The organism is Colwellia sp. BRX10-1 (assembly GCF_014077545.1).
In the GTDB taxonomy this organism is placed as follows: Bacteria; Pseudomonadota; Gammaproteobacteria; order Enterobacterales; family Alteromonadaceae; genus Colwellia_A.
This window is the reverse complement of sequence record NZ_JACGWC010000008.1, coordinates 146007-163310: the sequence shown is the minus strand read 5'-3', so window position 1 is coordinate 163310 and position 17304 is coordinate 146007. Positions and strand designations below refer to the sequence as shown.

Below are 17304 nucleotides of genomic sequence, written 5' to 3'. Positions count from 1 at the left end.
CGGAGATCTTAATTAATGGTAAAGTTACTCACTATCAAACGCTTAAATATGAAAATTGCGTATAACAAGCCATTCAAGCAGGACAAATAACAGCTGGCTATTTGCTCCTTCGTCGCTTATTTTAGTCAACTATCATTTGCCTCTTAATGGGGCGTTATATTTTTTGGTCGCATCAGGTATATCTTACACATTTTTACATTTCCCCAACATTAATCGAACATTTTAAAGTTCAACTCTAGATATTATGCTCTAAGTTATTTAGTCAACAATTTTTAGCCGCTTAACAGGGGCGTTATATTTTAAATCATCATATGGAGTAATTATGAAAAAAAATAGTTTAATTTTAAGTGTACTTTTAGTGGGGATCACTGCTTGTTCAACGGTTACTATAAAACCGGAAGGGCAAAATAAACTTGTCAATAAACCCACATACCAAGATTCAAAACCATTTTATTTATGGGGGCTATCTGGAGAACATCGTGTTGATGTCCTGAAAGTTTGTAACAAAAATGAACCATTGCAAATGCAATCACAACAAACATTTTCTGATGGTGTTTTAGCATTAATTACACTAGGTATTTATGCACCACATACAGTGAAAGTTTGGTGTCCTAAGGAAGAATCATAATGAAAAACATACTGTTAGGCGTTTTATGTGTTACTTTGTTTTCCGGTTGTTCAACAATCCATTTTGATAAAGGTGATCAAGTTAAATCAAATCAAACCACTCAATTATGGCATCATAACTTCGCCCTTTCTTTATATGAGGGCTCGCCAGTTGTAGACCTCCAAAAAGAATGTGGTAACACGCCTTGGGCATCAGTAAAAACCGAATTAACTTTTATAAATGGTTTGGCTAGTGGTGCAGTAAATATGTTGGGACCAATTTGGTACCCAAAAACGGTTGAAGTATCGTGTAAATAAAATATAAAAAGCCATTCAATTAGGGCTTTGACAGTTGGTTAGGTTCCGCTTCGCTACACATTATAACCAACAATTAAAAGCCTCTTAATGGGGCGTTATAACTTTGGGATATCCAGTGTCTAATTTTAAAATTTGTTTTCTTTTGGTAATCATTATGGTTTATTCCTCACATGCACATGCACATGCACATGCTTATTCTGATTCTCAAGTAGTTGCTGATGGATTGGCAATCGATCTAATGGAAACTTTAGATCTAACTTTTCAGGTAATCCCAGAATATGATGAAACTGAAAATGTTTTAGCTGGTTGGAATGGAGATGAATTCCAGTACTTTGTCGCGTTTAGTAAATTACCGGCTGGTTGGCTTAATGCCGAAAAATGGATTTCTGGTTTTATTAGAGATATTCATGCTGCAAGTGAAACTGGTTCTTACAATCTATTAGATAAAGGTAACTACAAATCAAATGGGAAGTTTGATTTAAATTATATTGAAATTTCATTTATACCAAAGGGTGAACAAGAAACAAGGAAACAACTGGTTCATTTTATTACAGACCACAAAAATTCCTATTTAGCCTTTGCAACACCAACTTCGGATAACGGAGCGAACGTTCTTCAGTCGGAAGTCATTAGCATACTTAAAACATCACATTTACCTACTTCAAATATAATCCCTTTAGTTATTAAAAATGAAGATAAATACATTGGAATATGGAATGGGCAATATGTAGACAAAGACGATAAAGTTGTTCAAGTCATTTTTGAGTTAAAGGCAGATTTAACGTTTGCCCGTAAAGATTCAATAGAGGGCAAACAAGATAGCGTAAACTCAGGGGGGTTCTTTATTTCAAATAACAAAATTAGTTGGACGTACCTTTATGGTAAACCGACAAATCAAGAGAGCAGAACCAAAGAAACCAATACTATTTCTTCTTTCTCAGGAGATACTATGATATTAATCTTGGATAACTCAAATATTGAAATTGTGTTAAAGAAAGAAAGCTGATTGGTGTATAAAAGTTATAACAAGTTACTCAAACGGACGCTAAACAGTTGGCTAGCACTCGTTCCTCCTACATTTTAGCCAACTATTTCGCGCCGCTTAGCAGGGCGATATTTCAATAGGGACATTATGCGTATTCTGGTAGTTTTAATTTCATTACTCTTTCTTTCTGGTTGTATCGGTTTATCCGTTGGGTCATATGGAACATTCGAGTCTAAAAAAGAAAGTTTTAATCTTTCAGAGCAGCGTAACGAACAAGGATACGGTGAAAATAAATCATATTCTAAAGAGGAAGTAACATCTCTTTGGGGAAAACCAGATCAAATTAGTACCAATGGTTCTTGTGACGTACTCACATATCACGATGGTTATAATTGGTCTGGCGTTGGTGCTTTTGTTTTAATTGTACCAATTCCATTGGCGTTACCTACTGGAAATGACGAAACTAAAATTTACTTTCAAAACAACCAAAGCATAAAGTTAACTTCAGAATATGGGGAAATAACTGGGATGTTTGGTTATATGTGCGGCAGTAATAAGTGTGGTTTTCATGCAGGTGCTGTTAATACGGATAAAACTCGTATAATCCCTGTAACCTGGTGTAAGTAATTGAAATATAACAAGCCATTCAAGCAGGACTTTTAATGGGGCGTTAAATTTTTCTAGATAGCAGAGTTAACATCCATACTTTTATGCAGCACACGTACAATTAATATTTGATTTACTTTATGTTCTTTGTAATAAATTACGTGGCTAGCTTGAGGATATTTACTGTAACCCTCTCTGATGTAATCACAGTCTATTCCTAACTCTGGCTCCTCAGCCAATAATCGAAATGTGCTATCTAATATTTTTAAATAATCATTTCGTTGCGTGGTTCCCCATGTAAGTTGAGTGTATCGAGCTGTTTTAATTAAATCTGATTTCGCTTTAGCGGATAATACTAATTTTTCCATTAGTTATTTTCGTTATCTAATTCTGTTAATAAAGAATCATAACTGTAATCAGCTATACCGCTTTGTTCACCTTGAATAAGCATATTGCGTAAATTTAATAGTTTAGTTTCTTGATCTTCTAAAGCTCTTAACCCAGCTCGAACAATTTCACTCGCTGAACCGTAACGACCTGTGTTAAGTTGTTGGTTAATAAACTGATCAAAATGATCGCCTAGTGTGACGCTAGTATTTTTAGCCATAATAAAACCCTTGTTTGTACCAATATATATTAGATTATGGTATAAAAAATATAACAAGGCAATTAAACGGACAAAAAACAGCTGGCTGTTTCACTTCGTTCACATTATAGCCAAACATTTTTATCCTATTATTTGGGTGTTATACACATATGGAGTTAGCAGATGAATTCAAAGTTTAATATATTATATTTAGTTATCGCTTTAGTTGTTATGAATGGATGTAGCATTTATAGTGAAGATGATTATGGTGAAGCAGAAACAAATAAAATAGAATCATCATGCATCAATATGGAACCAGCTCAAGAAGCTAAATGTAAGGAAAGAGAGCAGACGTTAATAATCAGTTTAGGTGCTGATGAAAACTGTAATCATCCCTATGAATATGAAAGAAACAAATGTAAAAATGAAAAAGTAAAACAGAAAAAGCAACTTGATGAGTCACTTAATAAGCATGTGAAATAATAGGTATAACAAAGCATTCAAAAGGATTTGAGTATGTTGAATTAAAGGTGTTTATAAAGCGATTTATTGCTTTAGCTGTTCTATTTAATTTACCGCCAGTGATTACCCCACTTTTTGTATCTATTGTCACTTTTTGGGTCATATGTGCTGCATTTCTAGCTGGTATTAGCTTAATATTTTCACACCGTGGCAAAAATGCCTAACAATAAAATCATCAAGGACAAAAAACAGTTGGTTTTTTCTCCTTCGTCGCTTATTTTAACCAACTATTATTTGCCTCTTAATGAGGCGTTAGCTATACAGATCATATTTTGTGGCACTAGCTAAAATTTACAAAGGACAGCATGAACAATGAATACGAAAAATAAAAGTACAAAATTACCTCTAAATATTCGGCTTCTACTAGGTGCTTTTGCTGTTCCTTCATTATTTTTAGCGTATATGATTGGCACAATGGCATTGAAAGGTAATTACCAAGAGGTTGATTATTTCGAATGGATATATTCATTGCTTGGTTTTGTTGCCATTTATATCGCAATATCTGGAAAACGAGTGTTTTAGTTTTCGTCAATTGGAATGTGTAAATAGTGTATAGCTAAGAAGGCTTTCAAACGGACAAAAAACAGTTAGCTGTTTTAACTCCGTTCAACATTTTCGCCAACAATTTTTGCCCATTAACAGGGCGTTATGTGTTTAATGTGTATCGACTATGGATTGTCCAAATTGCAACGAAAGAGCTATCAATTTTACAGCTTGGATCAGAGCTAGAAATGCATTCTCAACAAGGTGTATCAACTGTAATGTTCATCTGAAAGCTAATGCTTTTGTATATTTCAATTTTATAATTACTCTACTCGTTATGTTTTCATTATTTCCATATGTTAACGATGCATTAAATTATTTTGATTTACACATTGAAGTTTCAAAATTTAAAATTGTTGTTTTGCTACCTGTTATCTTTATAGGTACTGCTTTATGTTGGTTTTTTGGCGGTTACAAGGTCAAAGTAAACACATAATAAGCAACTCAATACGGACACAAACAGTTGGTTTTGCTCGTACCTTGCAAACTATAGCCAACTATTTTTAGCCGCTTAGTAGGGCGTTATGTAATTAGAAGAGTATCGTGATGGAATTAAAATTTGTTTCAGAAAAAACTATTAACGGGCTTAGTATCCGAACTGATAACGCAACAGAGATGGATCCTAATAAAGGTAAAATAGGAGCTTTGTGGCAAGCTTTTGATGAATTGGTTCCAGTGGATTATAAAAGTGGCGAAAGAGTATACGGTGTATATTCTAACTATGAATCAGACCACACAGGAAAGTTTACTGTTCTTGCTGGTTTTGACGGAACGTCTTTTCCATCGAATATAAATATGGAAAAGATAACTATTCCTGAAGCAAAATATCTTGTGTTTACGCATAAAGGCGAAATGCCTCAAATAGCTATTGATGCTTGGACAGAAGTTTGGAATTATTTTTCTAACGTTAAAGAAGAACATATAAGGCTTTATACAACGGATTTCGAGTATTACCCAAACGGAAATGAAATAGAAGTCCATGTAGCGGTTAAATAGTTACATAGTAAGCCATTTAACAAGGACAAAAAACAGCGGGTTTTTGTCACTTCGTTCGTATTTTAGCTCGCTATTTTTTGCCCGTTAATTGGGTGTTATGTGCCAAAAAGGATTTAGGTTATGCCTGTAAATTTAAAGTTAAATTATGTAGAGTTTCCTGCTACAGATATTCCAGCTACAAAAAAGTTTTTTGAGGATGCCTTTGGTTGGAGTTTTATCGATTACGGTCCCGATTATACTGCTTTTGCAGATGAAGGATTGGACGGTGGTTTTTATAAATCGGACTTATCATCAGTAACCTCAAACGGTTCTGCCTTGCTCGTATTGAAAACGAATGATTTGGAGCAAGCTCAATCAATTGTAGAGTCTTTTGGTGGCAAAATATCTACTCCAATTTTCTCATTCCCTGGTGGTAGTCGTTTTCACTTTATTGAACCTAGTGGTAATGAATTTGCTGTTTGGTGTTTATCTGGCACATAACAGGCGATTTAAGCAGGAATTTTATCAGTTGGCTAGGTTCCGCTTCGCTTCACATTTTAACCCACAATTAGAAGCCTCTTAATGGGGCGTTATGTTTACATTCAATTACCATCATAGTTAAATAATAAGGATATTATGAATCATTTAAATAAATTACACATATCATTGCTATTAGGCATGACAATCTCAACTTTATCTTCCCAATCATTTGCTAACAATAATATTGTAAAGTTCATTGATGAATTACCTCAAGAAATAGAGAACTTTACACCTGATAAATTGGAAGAAATGGGAAGCCCTTACGACAGAGATATTTTAGTTTTATCTACAAAATATTCGTACCAGCAGGATAAGTGGCCTAGTGATGCAATAAAGGTAGCCTCAAAGCATATTAGGTTTAATATTTGTAAAGAAAAAGCAGGGCATTATGTTGACTTTCTAAAGGATACAATTAGAGCTAAAGAGTTCGGAGAACCATTTACTTTCAAGGATATTGTTAATTCAAATAATGGTTCTTATTTTATTTCAATCCCACTAACAGATATACAACGAGAACATCCAATTAAAGGACCAATACAATTAGCTTTTGAACATGGGTGGAAAGATCAAGGTACATATAAAATAAATGATTATTTCAGCGCTTGTTTATCTATTCCTCTATCAGGATATATAAATGCTTTCAAACAACATGGTTTTTTTGTTGGTGCTTATTATAATTTGTAGATAGTGCTGTAAACATAACAAGTCGTTAAAACAGGACAAATGATAGTTGGCTTTTCACTTCGTTTAACATTATAGCCAACTATTTTGACCCGTTAATGGGGCGTTAGTTGCACAGGACGTGAGGCGTATTCATCATGAATCGTATATTGATTCCAATAGTTATTCTTTTTGTTTGGCTTAGTCAAGCAGGCTCAAGTAGTTTAAAGAACATTGAATATGCAGAAATAGTTTCTGAACTATCGCGTACCTCGGAGCTTGGAGAATGCAAAATATCTGTAGATATCACCAGATCTTGGCCGTTCTCTTGGACAGCAAGGTCTGCGAGTATAAATGTAAAGAGTCAGGATGTGGCTTTAACTTCTTTTACTAGTAAGTTTAACGCGCCAGACAGATCATTCCTAAAATCCCATAATACCAATTATCATTTTACTTGGAGTCGTCAATTAAGAGACAGGCTTGTTGCATCTTTTGTCGATGTAGAGATACAACCAAATGGTAGCGTTTATGCTGTTACTATTGGTAATTGTCCTAACTATGCAGATAATAACGAATTAATAGGGAAATTAGAGTATTGTAATTCCCCCGTACAGGTAATAAAGTGCACATAAAAGCTGTTTAAGCGGGACAAATTACAGTTGGTTGGTTCCGCTCCGCTTCACACTTTTGCCGCTTAACGAGGCGTTATGTGAATCTCATACTAAGGAGCACAAATGAATAAATTTATATCAATCGTAGCTGTTTTAATTACTTGTCTTTCAACAAATGTGGTAGCCAATGAAGATATGGTTGATTACGATAAATTTTTTCAAGCATACTATAAAGCAAAGGTAAAAACTCAACAGCCTAATGCTTCTAAAGAAGATTTAGAACATTACTTATCATTCTTAACTGATGATGTAGGCAATCAGCATTTCCCTAATGCTCCCGATGATTCTAGAGAACCGGATGGGAAAGAAATGATGCGCAAAGGGATGACTCGTTATCTGGGTGTCCATACTAGTTATGATTCAAAATTAATAGCGTATATTGTTGGTTACAACTCAATTGCATTTAAGCATAAATTTTCTGCTAAAGGTCTACGCTCAGATGGTTCAGAATTTAGTTATAGCAAAGTGGTACTGGATGTTATTGAGTTAGAAAATGGTCAGGTATCCGTTATTCGCAGGTACGGTAAATAATTCACCTAACAAATTATTCAAACGGACAAAACACACTTGGCTCTTAATGGGGCATTTTATGTTTAAACTTTTATGAAATTACTTGCAGGTTTTTGGTACACACTTGTTGTCGTTGTAATTCTTATTGCAGCTCTAATGGGGTATTTAGATGAATATACATATGTTAATTGGAATAAAGCCCATTTAGTTGAGAAAATCGGTATCCCTATATTATTTATTACTGTTATTGGCTTTTGGACGTTAATGTTAGAAGACTTTATTGAAAATGATGATACTGATCATCGGATGCTAATTGGTTTTCTTTTGTATTTTCTAAATTTAATTGCCATATTAGTATACTTTTGGGTTGTAGTTTATCGCCGAAAAAACATATAACAAAGCATTAAAACGGACAAAAAACAGTTGGCTGTTTCACTGCGTTCACAATTTTAGCCGCTTAATGCGGCGTTATTTTTATTAATCAAGGATGGTGTTATGTTCAAAAAATCACTGCTTATTTTATTATCTTATCTCCCTATTTCTGCTTTTGGAGCTGAATTTGAGTTTTCACTTGGGGCAGGTTTTCAATATAGTGGAATTATTGGGACTCAGTTTTCAGTAAAACATCAAGATAGTAAATATTTCATGTCAGTTGGGTTACCTGGATATTCAGTAGGAATGCAAACAATTGTTTCAGATGATGAATATCATTCTGTTGGTTTTTCACTTGGTGAAATTCAAGGTATCTTTGATGGAGATAGCCGATATGGTTTTATAACTTATAATTATCATTTGGAAGGCTTTAAAGACAGTGGCTGGGTTTTAGGAGCTGGAGTGGGTGTCTATGATGAAGAATCATATACACCATTATTTAGTAATCAGCGTATCAACCCTTCAAGAAAGGCTATGTTTACATTAGATGTTGGTTATAAATTCTAAATATAACAAATCACTTAAAAGGACAAGTTACTGTTGGTGGTCTCGCTCCGCTCACAGTACGCCAACCAAAGTTAGCCCCTGAACAGGGCCTTATACGTTATCGAAAATATGGAGTTTTGAATGAGTACAGTTAAAAATAATACGGAAGTTTATGAAGATTTTAAAATTAATGTAAAATTAAAGATTTCTGCGCTTTGGGTAGCGGTAATGTTTTGTTATGTTTACGGTGACTATATACAGATTTATGTACCTGGAATATTAGCAGATGCTATGGCAGTAAAAGTAACAGCTGAAACTCAATTAGAGTTTTTTGCAGTTGCTTTATTAATGGCAATGCCAAGTGTGATGATATTTTTTACCTTAGTGGTGCAACCTAAGATAAATCGTTGGTTGAATATAATATTGAGCACGCTTTATATAGTTATTCTTATTGCAACTAATTTGACAGAAACCTGGGTGTTTTACTTATTTTTAACAGCGATAGAGGTTTTAATCTCATTGGCGATTATTTGGTACGCGTGGAAATGGCCTAAAGCCGAAATACCACTAGCAAGTAATGCTTAGTTTCAAGTTTGAAGTGCGACAAAAGTAATTATTCATTAAAGCATTCCTCCGGTGTTTTATATCCCAATCTCTTTCTTGGTCTTGTATTTAATTTAGCTGCGATGGCATTACATCGTCGCTGAGTTAAGCCCTTCATTGAGGTTCCTTTAACTAAATATTGTCTGATTAAACCGTTAGTGTTTTCGTTCGTTCCACGCTCCCAGGAGTGGTGTGGGTTAGCAAAATAATAAGGGCAATTAGTGGCTTCTTCTACTTTCTTATATTGATGGAACTCGGTGCCGTTATCAGAAGTAATTGTCTTAAATTGCCTGGGCATTTTATTCATGAGTTTAATCGTTCTCGTGTTCGTTGATTTAGTCGTCCTATCATTTAATTGACCTATCAATGTGTAACCCGTTTTCCGTTCAACTAAAGTCACAATACAGTGCTTAGAGCCTTTTCCCATCACGGTATCTATTTCCCAATGACCTTGTGTTTTTCGTGTTTCAACTTCCGCTGGCCGGTCAGCTATATTTCGTTTACCGGCAAGCCTGCCGCGGCTATCGTAAGCCTTATACCGTTTACGTCTTTGCTTATTAGCACATCGCAATTGCTTCCATAACTTACCGCCACTTTTCTTATCTCGTCAAATATAACGATAAATAGTTTCATGACTGAAGCAGCGAAGACCTTGCTGCTTGAGGTGCCCCGTTATTTGCTCAGGGCTCCATTGTTTATGCAATAACCGCCGAACAATGGCGTAATCTTTCTGAGTAAAGTGCTGATTTCGTCTAGAGCGACTACGCCGAGCTTTTGTCCGTCGCTGTGCTTTACTTGGTCTATATGAGTCATCAATAATCCAACAACTATTACGATTTACCTCTCGATAAATAGTACTTCTGTCTCTATTCATTGCTTTTGCAATATTAGTAAAGCTTAAGCCTTGCCTTTTTAAGGCGGCTAAAGTATATCTATCACCCTCGGTGAGCTGCTTGTATTTCATAGTGTTTTACTTCTTGGCGGGAGCAAAAAACTAAGGATATCGCAGTTCATCGTTTTTATTAACTTGGGTGTCGCACTTAGTATATGAATTCGGCATGTATAACAAGCTAATCCACAGGACTGAAAAGTGCAGGCTGTTCGCTTCGCGTCATTTTAACCAACAATTTTATTGTCCGTTATTAGGGCGCTAGGTGAAATGGAGTTTACATGAAACTACTGGTAATATTATCGATTTTTGCATCATCAACATTCGCATCAAAATTTGACGTAGATACTTATTCTACTTCTTTGGATTTTGCTCAGGTTACACAGGTTCTCGCTACTAAGAAATCAAACGGTAGTTGGTGCTTTGCCACCTCAGTTCGGCACAATGACCAAGGGTGGGGGCATTACGCAGATGGTTGGGAAGTTATAGATTTAGACGGTAATAAACTTGGATACCGTCAACTTGCTCATCCTCATGATAATGAGCAACCATTTACTCGTAGCCAGTGTGATATAAAAATTCCATCAGAAATATCTAAGGTAATAGTAAGAGCCAAATGTAATGAACATGGTTTTGGCGGTAAGCCAATGGTTGTAGAATTGAGTGAAAATTAAGGTATTAACCTAGAAAGTGACTCAAACGGACGCTAAACAGTTGGCTAGCGCTCGTTCCTCGCGAATATAGCCAACAATTTTTAGCCTCTTAATGGGGCGCTATATTTTAAGGATAAAATCTACCATGAGAGTATTAATCACAATTTTGTTAACTATGTTTTCTTTCTATACTTTTGCAGAGGAGCAAGGTGAAAAAGGTTTTAAAATGGATGTAAATGTATCTGGATTTTTTAGTCCTGAAGTAACTAAAGCTACTATCAAATCAGTTGTTGAAGGTTCTTCCGCTGAAAAAGAAGGGCTTAACGTTGGCGATGACGTAGTTGCAATTGATGGCTGTAAAATTCCTGGCTGTCCAGCTTCAACAGCTAAGAGCTCTTTACAAAAGAAAGTTGGTGATAATGTCGTTTTGAGTATGTTGAAGCCTAACGGTGAAACATATGAAGCCAATATCACTCTGCAATAAAAATATAACAAGTCGTTAAAGCAGGACAAATAATTGTTGGCTTTTGCTCCTGCGTCGCTTATTTTAGCCAACATATTATTTGCCTCTAAAAGTAGGCAATAGGTTTAACCATACATTGGAGTTCTTTTTAAATTATGGAAGAAGTAATAGTAGAAAAAAATATCGAAGTCGAATCAGTCGGTACAAATAAAGCGAAGAATGAAACATTGACAACAGAGCTTCATTTTGAATTATTAAAACAATATGCGTGGCTTTCATCTGCTGTCATTGGTGCAATAATAATTCTTATACAATTAAACGTTGTTGTAATTGGAAATGGTATCTATGTTTCATTAGCTTTTTTAGCTCTATCAATATTTTTTTCTTTGGTTGGGCAAGACCATATTGTTGATTCACTGCTCAAAGGTAAAAACATATATGAAATGTCTAAAATTTTAAAGGTTATTCGTGGAGCTTCTATGGGGTTTTTGGGGCTTGGTGCAGGTATTTTTTCTGCAGGATTTCTTTAAACCTAACAGAACTTCAAACGGAAAAATTACAGTTGGCAGTTTCACTCCGTTCACATTTTAGCCAATTATTATTTGCCACTTAATATGGCCGCAAGGCATTTCGATAATTTTGGAGCAGTCAAATGGATGAAATCAACAATTTTATATCGTGCATTGAAAATGAGACCAGAAAATCGGATTCATTTGCGTTGTTATCTTTTTTGGAAAGAGTATCTGGGTATAAGCCTTATTTAAGTGGCAGCATAATTGGCTTCGGTAAATATCACTATAAATACGATAGCGGTCGTGAAGGAGATTCCGCAGTAATCTCGTTCTCTCCTAGAAAACAAAACTTAGTGGTTTATATAATGCCTGGTTTTGACAAAATCGAAGACTTATTACAGGAACTAGGTAAACATAAACTGGGCAAATCTTGTTTGTATATTAATAAATTATCCGATATCAAACTGGATGTTCTCGAAAAAATAGCTAAGTTATCCGTTCAGTATATGCAGCAAAAATATAGGTGTAAAAATGCCTAAGAAATTAAACAAGGACAAAAAAAATTGGCTATTTCACTCCTTTCGCAACATTAACCAACAATCTTTTGTCGCTTAACGTGGCGTTTGGAGTGTCTGGATGGTTCTAATCTACATGTTCTTTGTTTTCTTGTATCTTGCACCAATTGTAATATTTGTTTATCTTAAATTATCAAGAAAAAAATTAGCGTTTCCATCGAAAATCAGTCTTTATATTTTTGCCATTTCATACGGCTTAATAATATATTCAGTCTTTGGATATGAAGTTTACTTAGAATTTCAATTAAATAAGTTCGATCTTAATAATGACGGTATGTTTAATGGTTTAGAAATTACCGCATCTCAAGAGCTAGCGATGAGTAAGGTCATATCCGATACGGGAAGAACATTTGCTCCGCTTACAGGCTTTATATGTTCTGGTCTTATTAGTTTATTATCACTTTTAATACTTAAGTCGCTTGGTTTGGGTAAAAGCACCTAATAAAAAAATCAACAAGGACTAAAACAGCAGGCCGTTCTCTTGGCTCCATTTTAGCCCACTATTTTTAGCCTGTTATTTGGGCGTTATATTTACAAGGACGAGCATGGCACTTTTTAAACTATTTAAAGGCAAAGAAATTGGCGCATTAGGTCAAGTAGATGCGTTAGCTAAAACTTTAATAAAAACTAAGGTTAATGTACATAAGCTAGGCTTAGAAGACGGTTCCGTTGGTGTTGGTCTAAACATAGTATCTAAAGGTTTTTTGTCTTATTCTTCTTTACCTATTTCACTTAATGAAGCTCAAGCTAAAGAATTGGTTAATAAAATTAATGAAGCATTCAGTTTGAAGTCACTATAAGCCATTCAAGCAGGTCTTTTTAACAGTTGGTTAGGCTCTGCTCGCTTCACGTTATAACCAACAATTAAATTTCCCCTTAGCGGGACGTTAGGTGTACCTAAAATTGAAAGCAATAATAGAGTTAACGTTTCTGCGTGATGACACAGCAAAGGTTTGGATTACTGCCAGTAATGGACGTTTTTCGGGGGAAACTGAACAGTATATAAATGCGGATGTTTTACAAACACTATCTGAACAACTAGTTGGATTCCCGAAATCAAATTCTGATGAAGTGATATTTGAAATTGGAGAGAAAGGCTCAATTTATGGACATTGTAAATTTAAATTTTATTGTTTTGATTCCGCTGGTCACACAGCAGTTATAGTGTCAGTATCAAACGAAATAGCTGGTAATGAATCTGCTGATAACATTTGCTTTGCCAAATTTAAGATCCAGTTTGAGGCATCATCATTGGACAAATTTAGTTCTTCCATAAAGCGTGCTCTAAATTCTGGTGAAGGTAAGTCAGTATTATTGGGTATCAATACTTACACACAAAACATACCGAGCCATTACTCCTAACAATGCGATCAAGAGTGAAAACTTACAGTTTGCTGTTTTCTACTCCTTTCAACATTTTAGCAAACTATAAATTTCCCTTAGCGGGAGGTTAGGGAGCAGAGATAGTCTCTGCGAATTATCAAGGAGTTGCGAAATGATTAAGTTTTTATTTTTGTGTTTGTGCATAATACCTACTGTTGTATTAGCTGCTAGTGATGAATTTTATGACACAAGTACGATTCAAGAAGTAGAAACTATTTATTGGCTAAATCAAAAGCAAGATAGTGCAATTATTTATGCTAGATGGGCAAACTTTAAATTAATAAAAAATTTTATTGATACCGTAGTATTAACGGCTACAACAACCAAAAATCCAGTCAACCTAGAAAGTGCTGACATATTGTTGTTAATGTCTCCAAATCAGAATGAATTGTTTAAAGTGTACTTTACTGATGGCTTCATCACTATAAATGGACAATCATATACTGCAGATTCAGCAGTAATATCTAAGTTTAGAAGAATTAATAATAGTAGGATTGTTAAGGGGGATTCAATAATTCCCAAGGCATTAAAACGCGTTTTTAAATCAAATAGTTAGAGGTGAATGGTGTTAACTGCTCTCTGACAAGCGCTCAAGCGAGTGTTAAATGTATAGGATAGTCATGTTCAAACTGATAGTTTTAAGCTCAATCTTTATAGTCTCAATATTTTCACCTAAGGCGAAAAGTGATGAGTGTAATCTTACTGGTATTTGGGATCACTCAGCTAAACCGGCAAAACTTTTTATTGATTTAACTAAAGGTGAAATCTCAGTTTATTCTCATAACTTAAACCCTGAGTCCATTGGTTTAGTTGTATTAAAAAGTCTTAAGATAGACTCAACGAAATCTTCTTGGGATGCAAAAATGTATAGTGCAGCTGAAGGTTCATTTGTCGATGTCCAAATAACGGCAAAAAGCTGTAATCAATTAAGTGTTGGGTTTCAAGGCGAAGAAGTATTAGGACTAGTTAGGTAATTTACATATAACAAGCTATTTAAGCGGGAAAAATTGTAGTTGGCTGGTTCCGCTTCGCATCATATTTTAGCCAACTATTATTTGCCCGTTAATATGGGCGTTAGTTGCTTAGGAGATTTCTGTGTATTTCATCACTGCGTTTGGTTTAATAATGATCTGTCTAAGTATCGTCATGATTGTTAATCCAAATTATTGGTCAGATGGGATCGTAAGTTTCAGTAATAGAAGTTATTTCCATTGGTTCGAAGTTATTAGTCGGTTAGTTGCAGGGGTTGTCTTTGTACTTTTTAATCAATCTACACTGTATCCTCAATTAATACTTAGTATTGGCTATTTACTAATCGCTGTTGGTATTGGGCTTGTAATCATGGGTTCTGATAAGCATCGTAAATTTGCTGTTTGGTCAGCTCATAAATTTAAAAGCACATTCAGGCCTGCGGGGGTTGCTTCTCTTATATTTGGTATCTTTCTGATTTATGTATCAACTATTGGTGTGATCAGCAACTAAAAACACGTTCAAACGGACAAAAACAGTTGGCTGCTGTTTGTTGCTCACCTATAGTCAACTATTATTTGCCGCTTAATATGGGCGTTATAAGTTACAAGGATTGTATGAAGATCGTTTTAAAGTTTTTAGGGTTTATTTGGACAATTGCCTTCGTTTCATTTTTTGTACTTTCTCTTTACTCTGGATCTGGAGGTGAAATCCCACCTATAGCGAAAGAGTATATTGTTAGTTTCCAGCACCTATCAGAACAGTTTTTAACATCTTATTGGTTTTCTGTTGTTTTTGTTACCGGATGGTTTGGGGTTTCATATACGTTAGGAAAACAGAGTGGTTGGCAAAAACTAGCTAAAGAATATGGTAATAATCAACAGAAAAACTCAGTTGTAAAATTCCACACAGGAAATGGTTATGTGGGTAAAATTAGGCACAATGGTATTTTAAGAGTTGCCGGAAATAAAAGTGGGCTTTACTTAAGCGTTATTTTTCCTTTTAAGTTTGGTCATAAAAACCTGTTTATTCCTTGGGCTGATATTTCGGTCATTACATTAGAAAGTGGCTTATTTGCAGACAAAACTCCTGATGTTCTTAAGAAATTTGGTAAGTTGCTAACTAAGAATGAATATTTAAATATTAAATTTCATAAATTTCCAGAGCAACGTCTTATGATTCAAAGCTTTCAAGAGCTGACAGGTTTAATACCAAATTACTTAGAAAGATAGGTTTAGAGTTAAGTAGCTTATAACAAGCTATTCAGAGGCAACACAATTTCTTAACTATTATCGGTGTGTTTGTCCCTTAACATCAAAGGATTAGTGTTTGCTTCCTTCCTTTTTTGTTGTAATTATTTTGTTTATAATTTGTTAAGCATTCTGTGTTATTGTTTAACTATTAAGTTTTGTGGCTAAGTGATGCGGTAATTTATGCTTATCACTTCCATCAGTACAGTGCAAAAGCTTGTTTTTTAACTAAATTGTTTGCTAACAAGACATTCAAACTACAAACAACAGTTGACTGTTATCTCTGCGTTGTCAATTTTGGCCAACAATATTTTTACCGCTTAACGGGCGTTAGACATTTAAGGATAAATCATAGTATGGAGTTTCTAAAAAAGTTAATGATGTGGCTTGGTGGTCTATTTACGCTGATTGTAATCTTAATTATATTTTTAGCGGCAGGTTCATCTAGCTTTAAGGACGAACAAGAGCCATTTGTGCAACAGTTTATGGCTGATTTCAGTGAGCGCTGGGAAACACAGGACATATATGCTCGTTTGAGTAATGAATTTATTGAACAAATCAATACTCAAGAGAGTAAAATAATACTGGCCCAATTCAAAACGATGGGAAAAATTAAAAGTATTTCAGATTTTGAAATTGGTAATTACAATGCTCACACGTCTGGTACAACAGGCGAGTTTTCGTTCAAAGGCACTTTCGAAAACGGTGATGCTTTAATAAATATTACCATTAAAACTTCAGACATTGGTGTTCGTGTAGTATTTTTTAGGTTAACACCTTCAACACCATTTATTGATGTTGAGCCAATAAATCAAAAAGCTTAACAATAACTTCAAACGGATAAAAACAGGTGACTGTTTAACTTCGTTCAACATTTTCGCGAACTAAATTTTGCCTCTTAATTAGGCGTTATGCTCAAGGATTATTATGAAGTTTCTGCCCTTAATTTTACTTACCCTTATTAGTTTAAATTCATATGCCAAAAAGAGCTTTGAAGGTGTTATCACTTATTCTATTTCGGCAATCTCTCTGAATAAGAGCGTCTCAGACTCTGAAGTCCAAAATATTTATGGATATGAAATGAAGACTTATTACAAAGAGGGTTTTACAAAAATTGAAAAGAGTAATGACAATGTATGGGAAGTTTATATTTCAAAAGAAAACAAACAATACGTACGCTTTCGGAATTCGAATAAAGTAGAGACTTTCGATGGTTCAGATGAAACCAGAACTTTAGCCAGTATCAAGATCAAATCGTCCGATCTAACTATATTAGGATATAAAACTCAACTATTAACCATTCAGTATCAAGATGGAAGTATTTCTAAATATTGGTATTCATCGGACATTTACGTAGAGCCTGAGCAATTTAAAAAATTAAAGTTTGCCTTTCTTAATAAGTATTGGGAGAAGGCTCAATCTCCTTACCTGAAACATGAGCGTATTTCAGATGTTTCTAAAGTTGTTTATTTGGCAACAAATGTTAAAGAACAAGCTATTTCTAACGAAAAATTCAGAGTGTTTTGAGCATAAAAAGTCAATTAAGCAGGACTAATTACAGTGAACT

Annotated in this window: 29 protein-coding genes and 1 pseudogene; 27 read left to right on the top strand and 3 right to left on the bottom strand. The window is 34.7% G+C overall.

Annotated features, from left to right (window positions below; genetic code table 11):
- The first annotated feature begins 322 nt into the window (after nt 1-322).
- The 4 genes from H4J75_RS09435 to H4J75_RS09420 all read left to right on the top strand — a co-directional run bounded on the left by H4J75_RS09435 (nt 323) and on the right by H4J75_RS09420 (nt 2536).
- Nucleotides 323-628: a Bor family protein gene (locus H4J75_RS09435; protein WP_182218464.1), complete on the top strand. Its 306-nt coding sequence runs from the start codon at nt 323-325 to the stop codon at nt 626-628.
- Nucleotides 628-924, top strand: a complete 297-nt coding sequence (locus H4J75_RS09430) for a Bor/Iss family lipoprotein (protein WP_182221973.1) — start codon at nt 628-630, stop codon at nt 922-924. Before H4J75_RS09435 ends, H4J75_RS09430 begins: the two co-directional genes overlap by 1 nt.
- A gap of 115 nt (nt 925-1039) precedes the next feature.
- Nucleotides 1040-1930: a hypothetical protein gene (locus H4J75_RS09425; protein WP_182221972.1), complete on the top strand. Its 891-nt coding sequence runs from the start codon at nt 1040-1042 to the stop codon at nt 1928-1930.
- 126 nt (nt 1931-2056) lie between these two features.
- On the top strand, nt 2057-2536 hold the full coding sequence (locus H4J75_RS09420) for a hypothetical protein (RefSeq protein WP_182218469.1): 480 nt from the start codon (nt 2057-2059) through the stop codon (nt 2534-2536).
- A 53-nt stretch (nt 2537-2589) separates the two neighbouring features.
- Here the strand turns inward: H4J75_RS09420 and H4J75_RS09415 are convergent, their stop codons facing one another.
- Complete coding sequence (locus H4J75_RS09415; protein WP_182218471.1) at nt 2590-2883, bottom strand: type II toxin-antitoxin system RelE/ParE family toxin; 294 nt, start codon at nt 2881-2883, stop codon at nt 2590-2592.
- Nucleotides 2883-3122, bottom strand: coding sequence for a type II toxin-antitoxin system ParD family antitoxin (locus tag H4J75_RS09410; protein WP_182218473.1), 240 nt, complete (start codon nt 3120-3122; stop codon nt 2883-2885). Before H4J75_RS09410 ends, H4J75_RS09415 begins: the two co-directional genes overlap by 1 nt.
- Before the next feature lie 162 nt (nt 3123-3284).
- On the opposite strand from H4J75_RS09410, the gene H4J75_RS09405 reads away from it, so the two are divergent.
- From H4J75_RS09405 to H4J75_RS09360, 10 genes are all read left to right on the top strand, one after another.
- Nucleotides 3285-3584 (top strand): hypothetical protein, encoded by a 300-nt coding sequence (locus tag H4J75_RS09405; RefSeq protein ID WP_182221971.1) that lies wholly within the window; start codon nt 3285-3287, stop codon nt 3582-3584.
- 351 nt (nt 3585-3935) lie between these two features.
- Nucleotides 3936-4145: a hypothetical protein gene (locus tag H4J75_RS09400; protein WP_182218477.1), complete on the top strand. Its 210-nt coding sequence runs from the start codon at nt 3936-3938 to the stop codon at nt 4143-4145.
- Between the two features lie 567 nt (nt 4146-4712).
- Complete coding sequence (locus H4J75_RS09395) at nt 4713-5162, top strand: GyrI-like domain-containing protein (RefSeq protein WP_182221970.1); 450 nt, start codon at nt 4713-4715, stop codon at nt 5160-5162.
- Between the two features lie 120 nt (nt 5163-5282).
- Nucleotides 5283-5642 carry a VOC family protein gene (locus H4J75_RS09390; RefSeq protein WP_182221969.1) on the top strand — a complete coding sequence of 120 codons (360 nt, stop codon included), beginning with the start codon at nt 5283-5285 and terminating at the stop codon, nt 5640-5642.
- Nucleotides 5643-5777: 135 nt separating this feature from the next.
- On the top strand, nt 5778-6365 hold the full coding sequence (locus H4J75_RS09385; protein WP_182221968.1) for a hypothetical protein: 588 nt from the start codon (nt 5778-5780) through the stop codon (nt 6363-6365).
- Between the two features lie 134 nt (nt 6366-6499).
- Complete coding sequence (locus H4J75_RS09380) at nt 6500-6973, top strand: hypothetical protein (protein WP_182221967.1); 474 nt, start codon at nt 6500-6502, stop codon at nt 6971-6973.
- Between the two features lie 102 nt (nt 6974-7075).
- On the top strand, nt 7076-7543 hold the full coding sequence (locus H4J75_RS09375) for a nuclear transport factor 2 family protein (RefSeq protein ID WP_182215124.1): 468 nt from the start codon (nt 7076-7078) through the stop codon (nt 7541-7543).
- A gap of 72 nt (nt 7544-7615) precedes the next feature.
- Nucleotides 7616-7918 carry a hypothetical protein gene (locus H4J75_RS09370; RefSeq protein ID WP_182221966.1) on the top strand — a complete coding sequence of 101 codons (303 nt, stop codon included), beginning with the start codon at nt 7616-7618 and terminating at the stop codon, nt 7916-7918.
- A gap of 99 nt (nt 7919-8017) precedes the next feature.
- Complete coding sequence (locus H4J75_RS09365) at nt 8018-8461, top strand: hypothetical protein (protein WP_182221965.1); 444 nt, start codon at nt 8018-8020, stop codon at nt 8459-8461.
- 120 nt (nt 8462-8581) lie between these two features.
- Entirely contained in the window at nt 8582-9025 is a 444-nt protein-coding gene (locus H4J75_RS09360) for a DUF6326 family protein (RefSeq protein WP_182221964.1), read from the top strand.
- Nucleotides 9026-9053: 28 nt separating this feature from the next.
- Here H4J75_RS09360 and H4J75_RS09355 read toward each other — a convergent pair.
- Nucleotides 9054-10007, bottom strand: a pseudogene (locus tag H4J75_RS09355) (IS30 family transposase).
- Nucleotides 10008-10213: 206 nt separating this feature from the next.
- Here H4J75_RS09355 and H4J75_RS09350 point away from each other — a divergent pair.
- From H4J75_RS09350 to H4J75_RS09290, 13 genes are all read left to right on the top strand, one after another.
- Nucleotides 10214-10606: a hypothetical protein gene (locus H4J75_RS09350; protein ID WP_182221963.1), complete on the top strand. Its 393-nt coding sequence runs from the start codon at nt 10214-10216 to the stop codon at nt 10604-10606.
- Between the two features lie 124 nt (nt 10607-10730).
- Nucleotides 10731-11069 carry a PDZ domain-containing protein gene (locus H4J75_RS09345; protein ID WP_182221962.1) on the top strand — a complete coding sequence of 113 codons (339 nt, stop codon included), beginning with the start codon at nt 10731-10733 and terminating at the stop codon, nt 11067-11069.
- 134 nt (nt 11070-11203) lie between these two features.
- Entirely contained in the window at nt 11204-11578 is a 375-nt protein-coding gene (locus H4J75_RS09340; RefSeq protein WP_182215136.1) for a hypothetical protein, read from the top strand.
- 122 nt (nt 11579-11700) lie between these two features.
- A complete protein-coding gene (locus tag H4J75_RS09335) occupies nt 11701-12099 on the top strand; it encodes a DUF1801 domain-containing protein (protein WP_182221961.1) in 399 nt (132 codons plus the stop codon).
- Nucleotides 12100-12196: 97 nt separating this feature from the next.
- Entirely contained in the window at nt 12197-12577 is a 381-nt protein-coding gene (locus H4J75_RS09330) for a hypothetical protein (RefSeq protein WP_182221960.1), read from the top strand.
- Nucleotides 12578-12680: 103 nt separating this feature from the next.
- Nucleotides 12681-12935, top strand: a complete 255-nt coding sequence (locus H4J75_RS09325) for a hypothetical protein (protein WP_182215141.1) — start codon at nt 12681-12683, stop codon at nt 12933-12935.
- A gap of 103 nt (nt 12936-13038) precedes the next feature.
- Entirely contained in the window at nt 13039-13497 is a 459-nt protein-coding gene (locus tag H4J75_RS09320) for a hypothetical protein (RefSeq protein ID WP_182221959.1), read from the top strand.
- A gap of 133 nt (nt 13498-13630) precedes the next feature.
- Nucleotides 13631-14074, top strand: coding sequence for a hypothetical protein (locus tag H4J75_RS09315; RefSeq protein ID WP_182221958.1), 444 nt, complete (start codon nt 13631-13633; stop codon nt 14072-14074).
- A gap of 64 nt (nt 14075-14138) precedes the next feature.
- Nucleotides 14139-14492 carry a hypothetical protein gene (locus H4J75_RS09310; RefSeq protein WP_182221957.1) on the top strand — a complete coding sequence of 118 codons (354 nt, stop codon included), beginning with the start codon at nt 14139-14141 and terminating at the stop codon, nt 14490-14492.
- Between the two features lie 121 nt (nt 14493-14613).
- A complete protein-coding gene (locus H4J75_RS09305; RefSeq protein ID WP_182221956.1) occupies nt 14614-15000 on the top strand; it encodes a hypothetical protein in 387 nt (128 codons plus the stop codon).
- 104 nt (nt 15001-15104) lie between these two features.
- Nucleotides 15105-15719 carry a hypothetical protein gene (locus H4J75_RS09300; RefSeq protein ID WP_182221955.1) on the top strand — a complete coding sequence of 205 codons (615 nt, stop codon included), beginning with the start codon at nt 15105-15107 and terminating at the stop codon, nt 15717-15719.
- A gap of 374 nt (nt 15720-16093) precedes the next feature.
- Entirely contained in the window at nt 16094-16561 is a 468-nt protein-coding gene (locus H4J75_RS09295) for a hypothetical protein (protein WP_182221954.1), read from the top strand.
- A gap of 103 nt (nt 16562-16664) precedes the next feature.
- A complete protein-coding gene (locus tag H4J75_RS09290) occupies nt 16665-17264 on the top strand; it encodes a hypothetical protein (RefSeq protein ID WP_182221953.1) in 600 nt (199 codons plus the stop codon).
- Nucleotides 17265-17304 lie beyond the last annotated feature (40 nt).

Bases quoted from the DNA above. Each gene is read 5' to 3' on its own strand.
- H4J75_RS09435 (WP_182218464.1), top strand. From the start codon at position 323: ATGAAAAAAAATAGTTTAATTTTAAGTGTACTTTTAGTGGGGATCACT.
- H4J75_RS09430 (WP_182221973.1), top strand. From the start codon at position 628: ATGAAAAACATACTGTTAGGCGTTTTATGTGTTACTTTGTTTTCCGGT.
- H4J75_RS09420 (WP_182218469.1), top strand. From the start codon at position 2,057: ATGCGTATTCTGGTAGTTTTAATTTCATTACTCTTTCTTTCTGGTTGT.
- H4J75_RS09415 (WP_182218471.1), bottom strand. From the start codon at position 2,883: ATGGAAAAATTAGTATTATCCGCTAAAGCGAAATCAGATTTAATTAAA.
- H4J75_RS09410 (WP_182218473.1), bottom strand. From the start codon at position 3,122: ATGGCTAAAAATACTAGCGTCACACTAGGCGATCATTTTGATCAGTTT.
- H4J75_RS09405 (WP_182221971.1), top strand. From the start codon at position 3,285: ATGAATTCAAAGTTTAATATATTATATTTAGTTATCGCTTTAGTTGTT.
- H4J75_RS09400 (WP_182218477.1), top strand. From the start codon at position 3,936: ATGAATACGAAAAATAAAAGTACAAAATTACCTCTAAATATTCGGCTT.
- H4J75_RS09395 (WP_182221970.1), top strand. From the start codon at position 4,713: ATGGAATTAAAATTTGTTTCAGAAAAAACTATTAACGGGCTTAGTATC.
- H4J75_RS09390 (WP_182221969.1), top strand. From the start codon at position 5,283: ATGCCTGTAAATTTAAAGTTAAATTATGTAGAGTTTCCTGCTACAGAT.
- H4J75_RS09385 (WP_182221968.1), top strand. From the start codon at position 5,778: ATGAATCATTTAAATAAATTACACATATCATTGCTATTAGGCATGACA.
- H4J75_RS09380 (WP_182221967.1), top strand. From the start codon at position 6,500: ATGAATCGTATATTGATTCCAATAGTTATTCTTTTTGTTTGGCTTAGT.
- H4J75_RS09375 (WP_182215124.1), top strand. From the start codon at position 7,076: ATGAATAAATTTATATCAATCGTAGCTGTTTTAATTACTTGTCTTTCA.
- H4J75_RS09370 (WP_182221966.1), top strand. From the start codon at position 7,616: ATGAAATTACTTGCAGGTTTTTGGTACACACTTGTTGTCGTTGTAATT.
- H4J75_RS09365 (WP_182221965.1), top strand. From the start codon at position 8,018: ATGTTCAAAAAATCACTGCTTATTTTATTATCTTATCTCCCTATTTCT.
- H4J75_RS09360 (WP_182221964.1), top strand. From the start codon at position 8,582: ATGAGTACAGTTAAAAATAATACGGAAGTTTATGAAGATTTTAAAATT.
- H4J75_RS09350 (WP_182221963.1), top strand. From the start codon at position 10,214: ATGAAACTACTGGTAATATTATCGATTTTTGCATCATCAACATTCGCA.
- H4J75_RS09345 (WP_182221962.1), top strand. From the start codon at position 10,731: ATGAGAGTATTAATCACAATTTTGTTAACTATGTTTTCTTTCTATACT.
- H4J75_RS09340 (WP_182215136.1), top strand. From the start codon at position 11,204: ATGGAAGAAGTAATAGTAGAAAAAAATATCGAAGTCGAATCAGTCGGT.
- H4J75_RS09335 (WP_182221961.1), top strand. From the start codon at position 11,701: ATGGATGAAATCAACAATTTTATATCGTGCATTGAAAATGAGACCAGA.
- H4J75_RS09330 (WP_182221960.1), top strand. From the start codon at position 12,197: ATGGTTCTAATCTACATGTTCTTTGTTTTCTTGTATCTTGCACCAATT.
- H4J75_RS09325 (WP_182215141.1), top strand. From the start codon at position 12,681: ATGGCACTTTTTAAACTATTTAAAGGCAAAGAAATTGGCGCATTAGGT.
- H4J75_RS09315 (WP_182221958.1), top strand. From the start codon at position 13,631: ATGATTAAGTTTTTATTTTTGTGTTTGTGCATAATACCTACTGTTGTA.
- H4J75_RS09310 (WP_182221957.1), top strand. From the start codon at position 14,139: ATGTTCAAACTGATAGTTTTAAGCTCAATCTTTATAGTCTCAATATTT.
- H4J75_RS09300 (WP_182221955.1), top strand. From the start codon at position 15,105: ATGAAGATCGTTTTAAAGTTTTTAGGGTTTATTTGGACAATTGCCTTC.
- H4J75_RS09295 (WP_182221954.1), top strand. From the start codon at position 16,094: ATGGAGTTTCTAAAAAAGTTAATGATGTGGCTTGGTGGTCTATTTACG.
- H4J75_RS09290 (WP_182221953.1), top strand. From the start codon at position 16,665: ATGAAGTTTCTGCCCTTAATTTTACTTACCCTTATTAGTTTAAATTCA.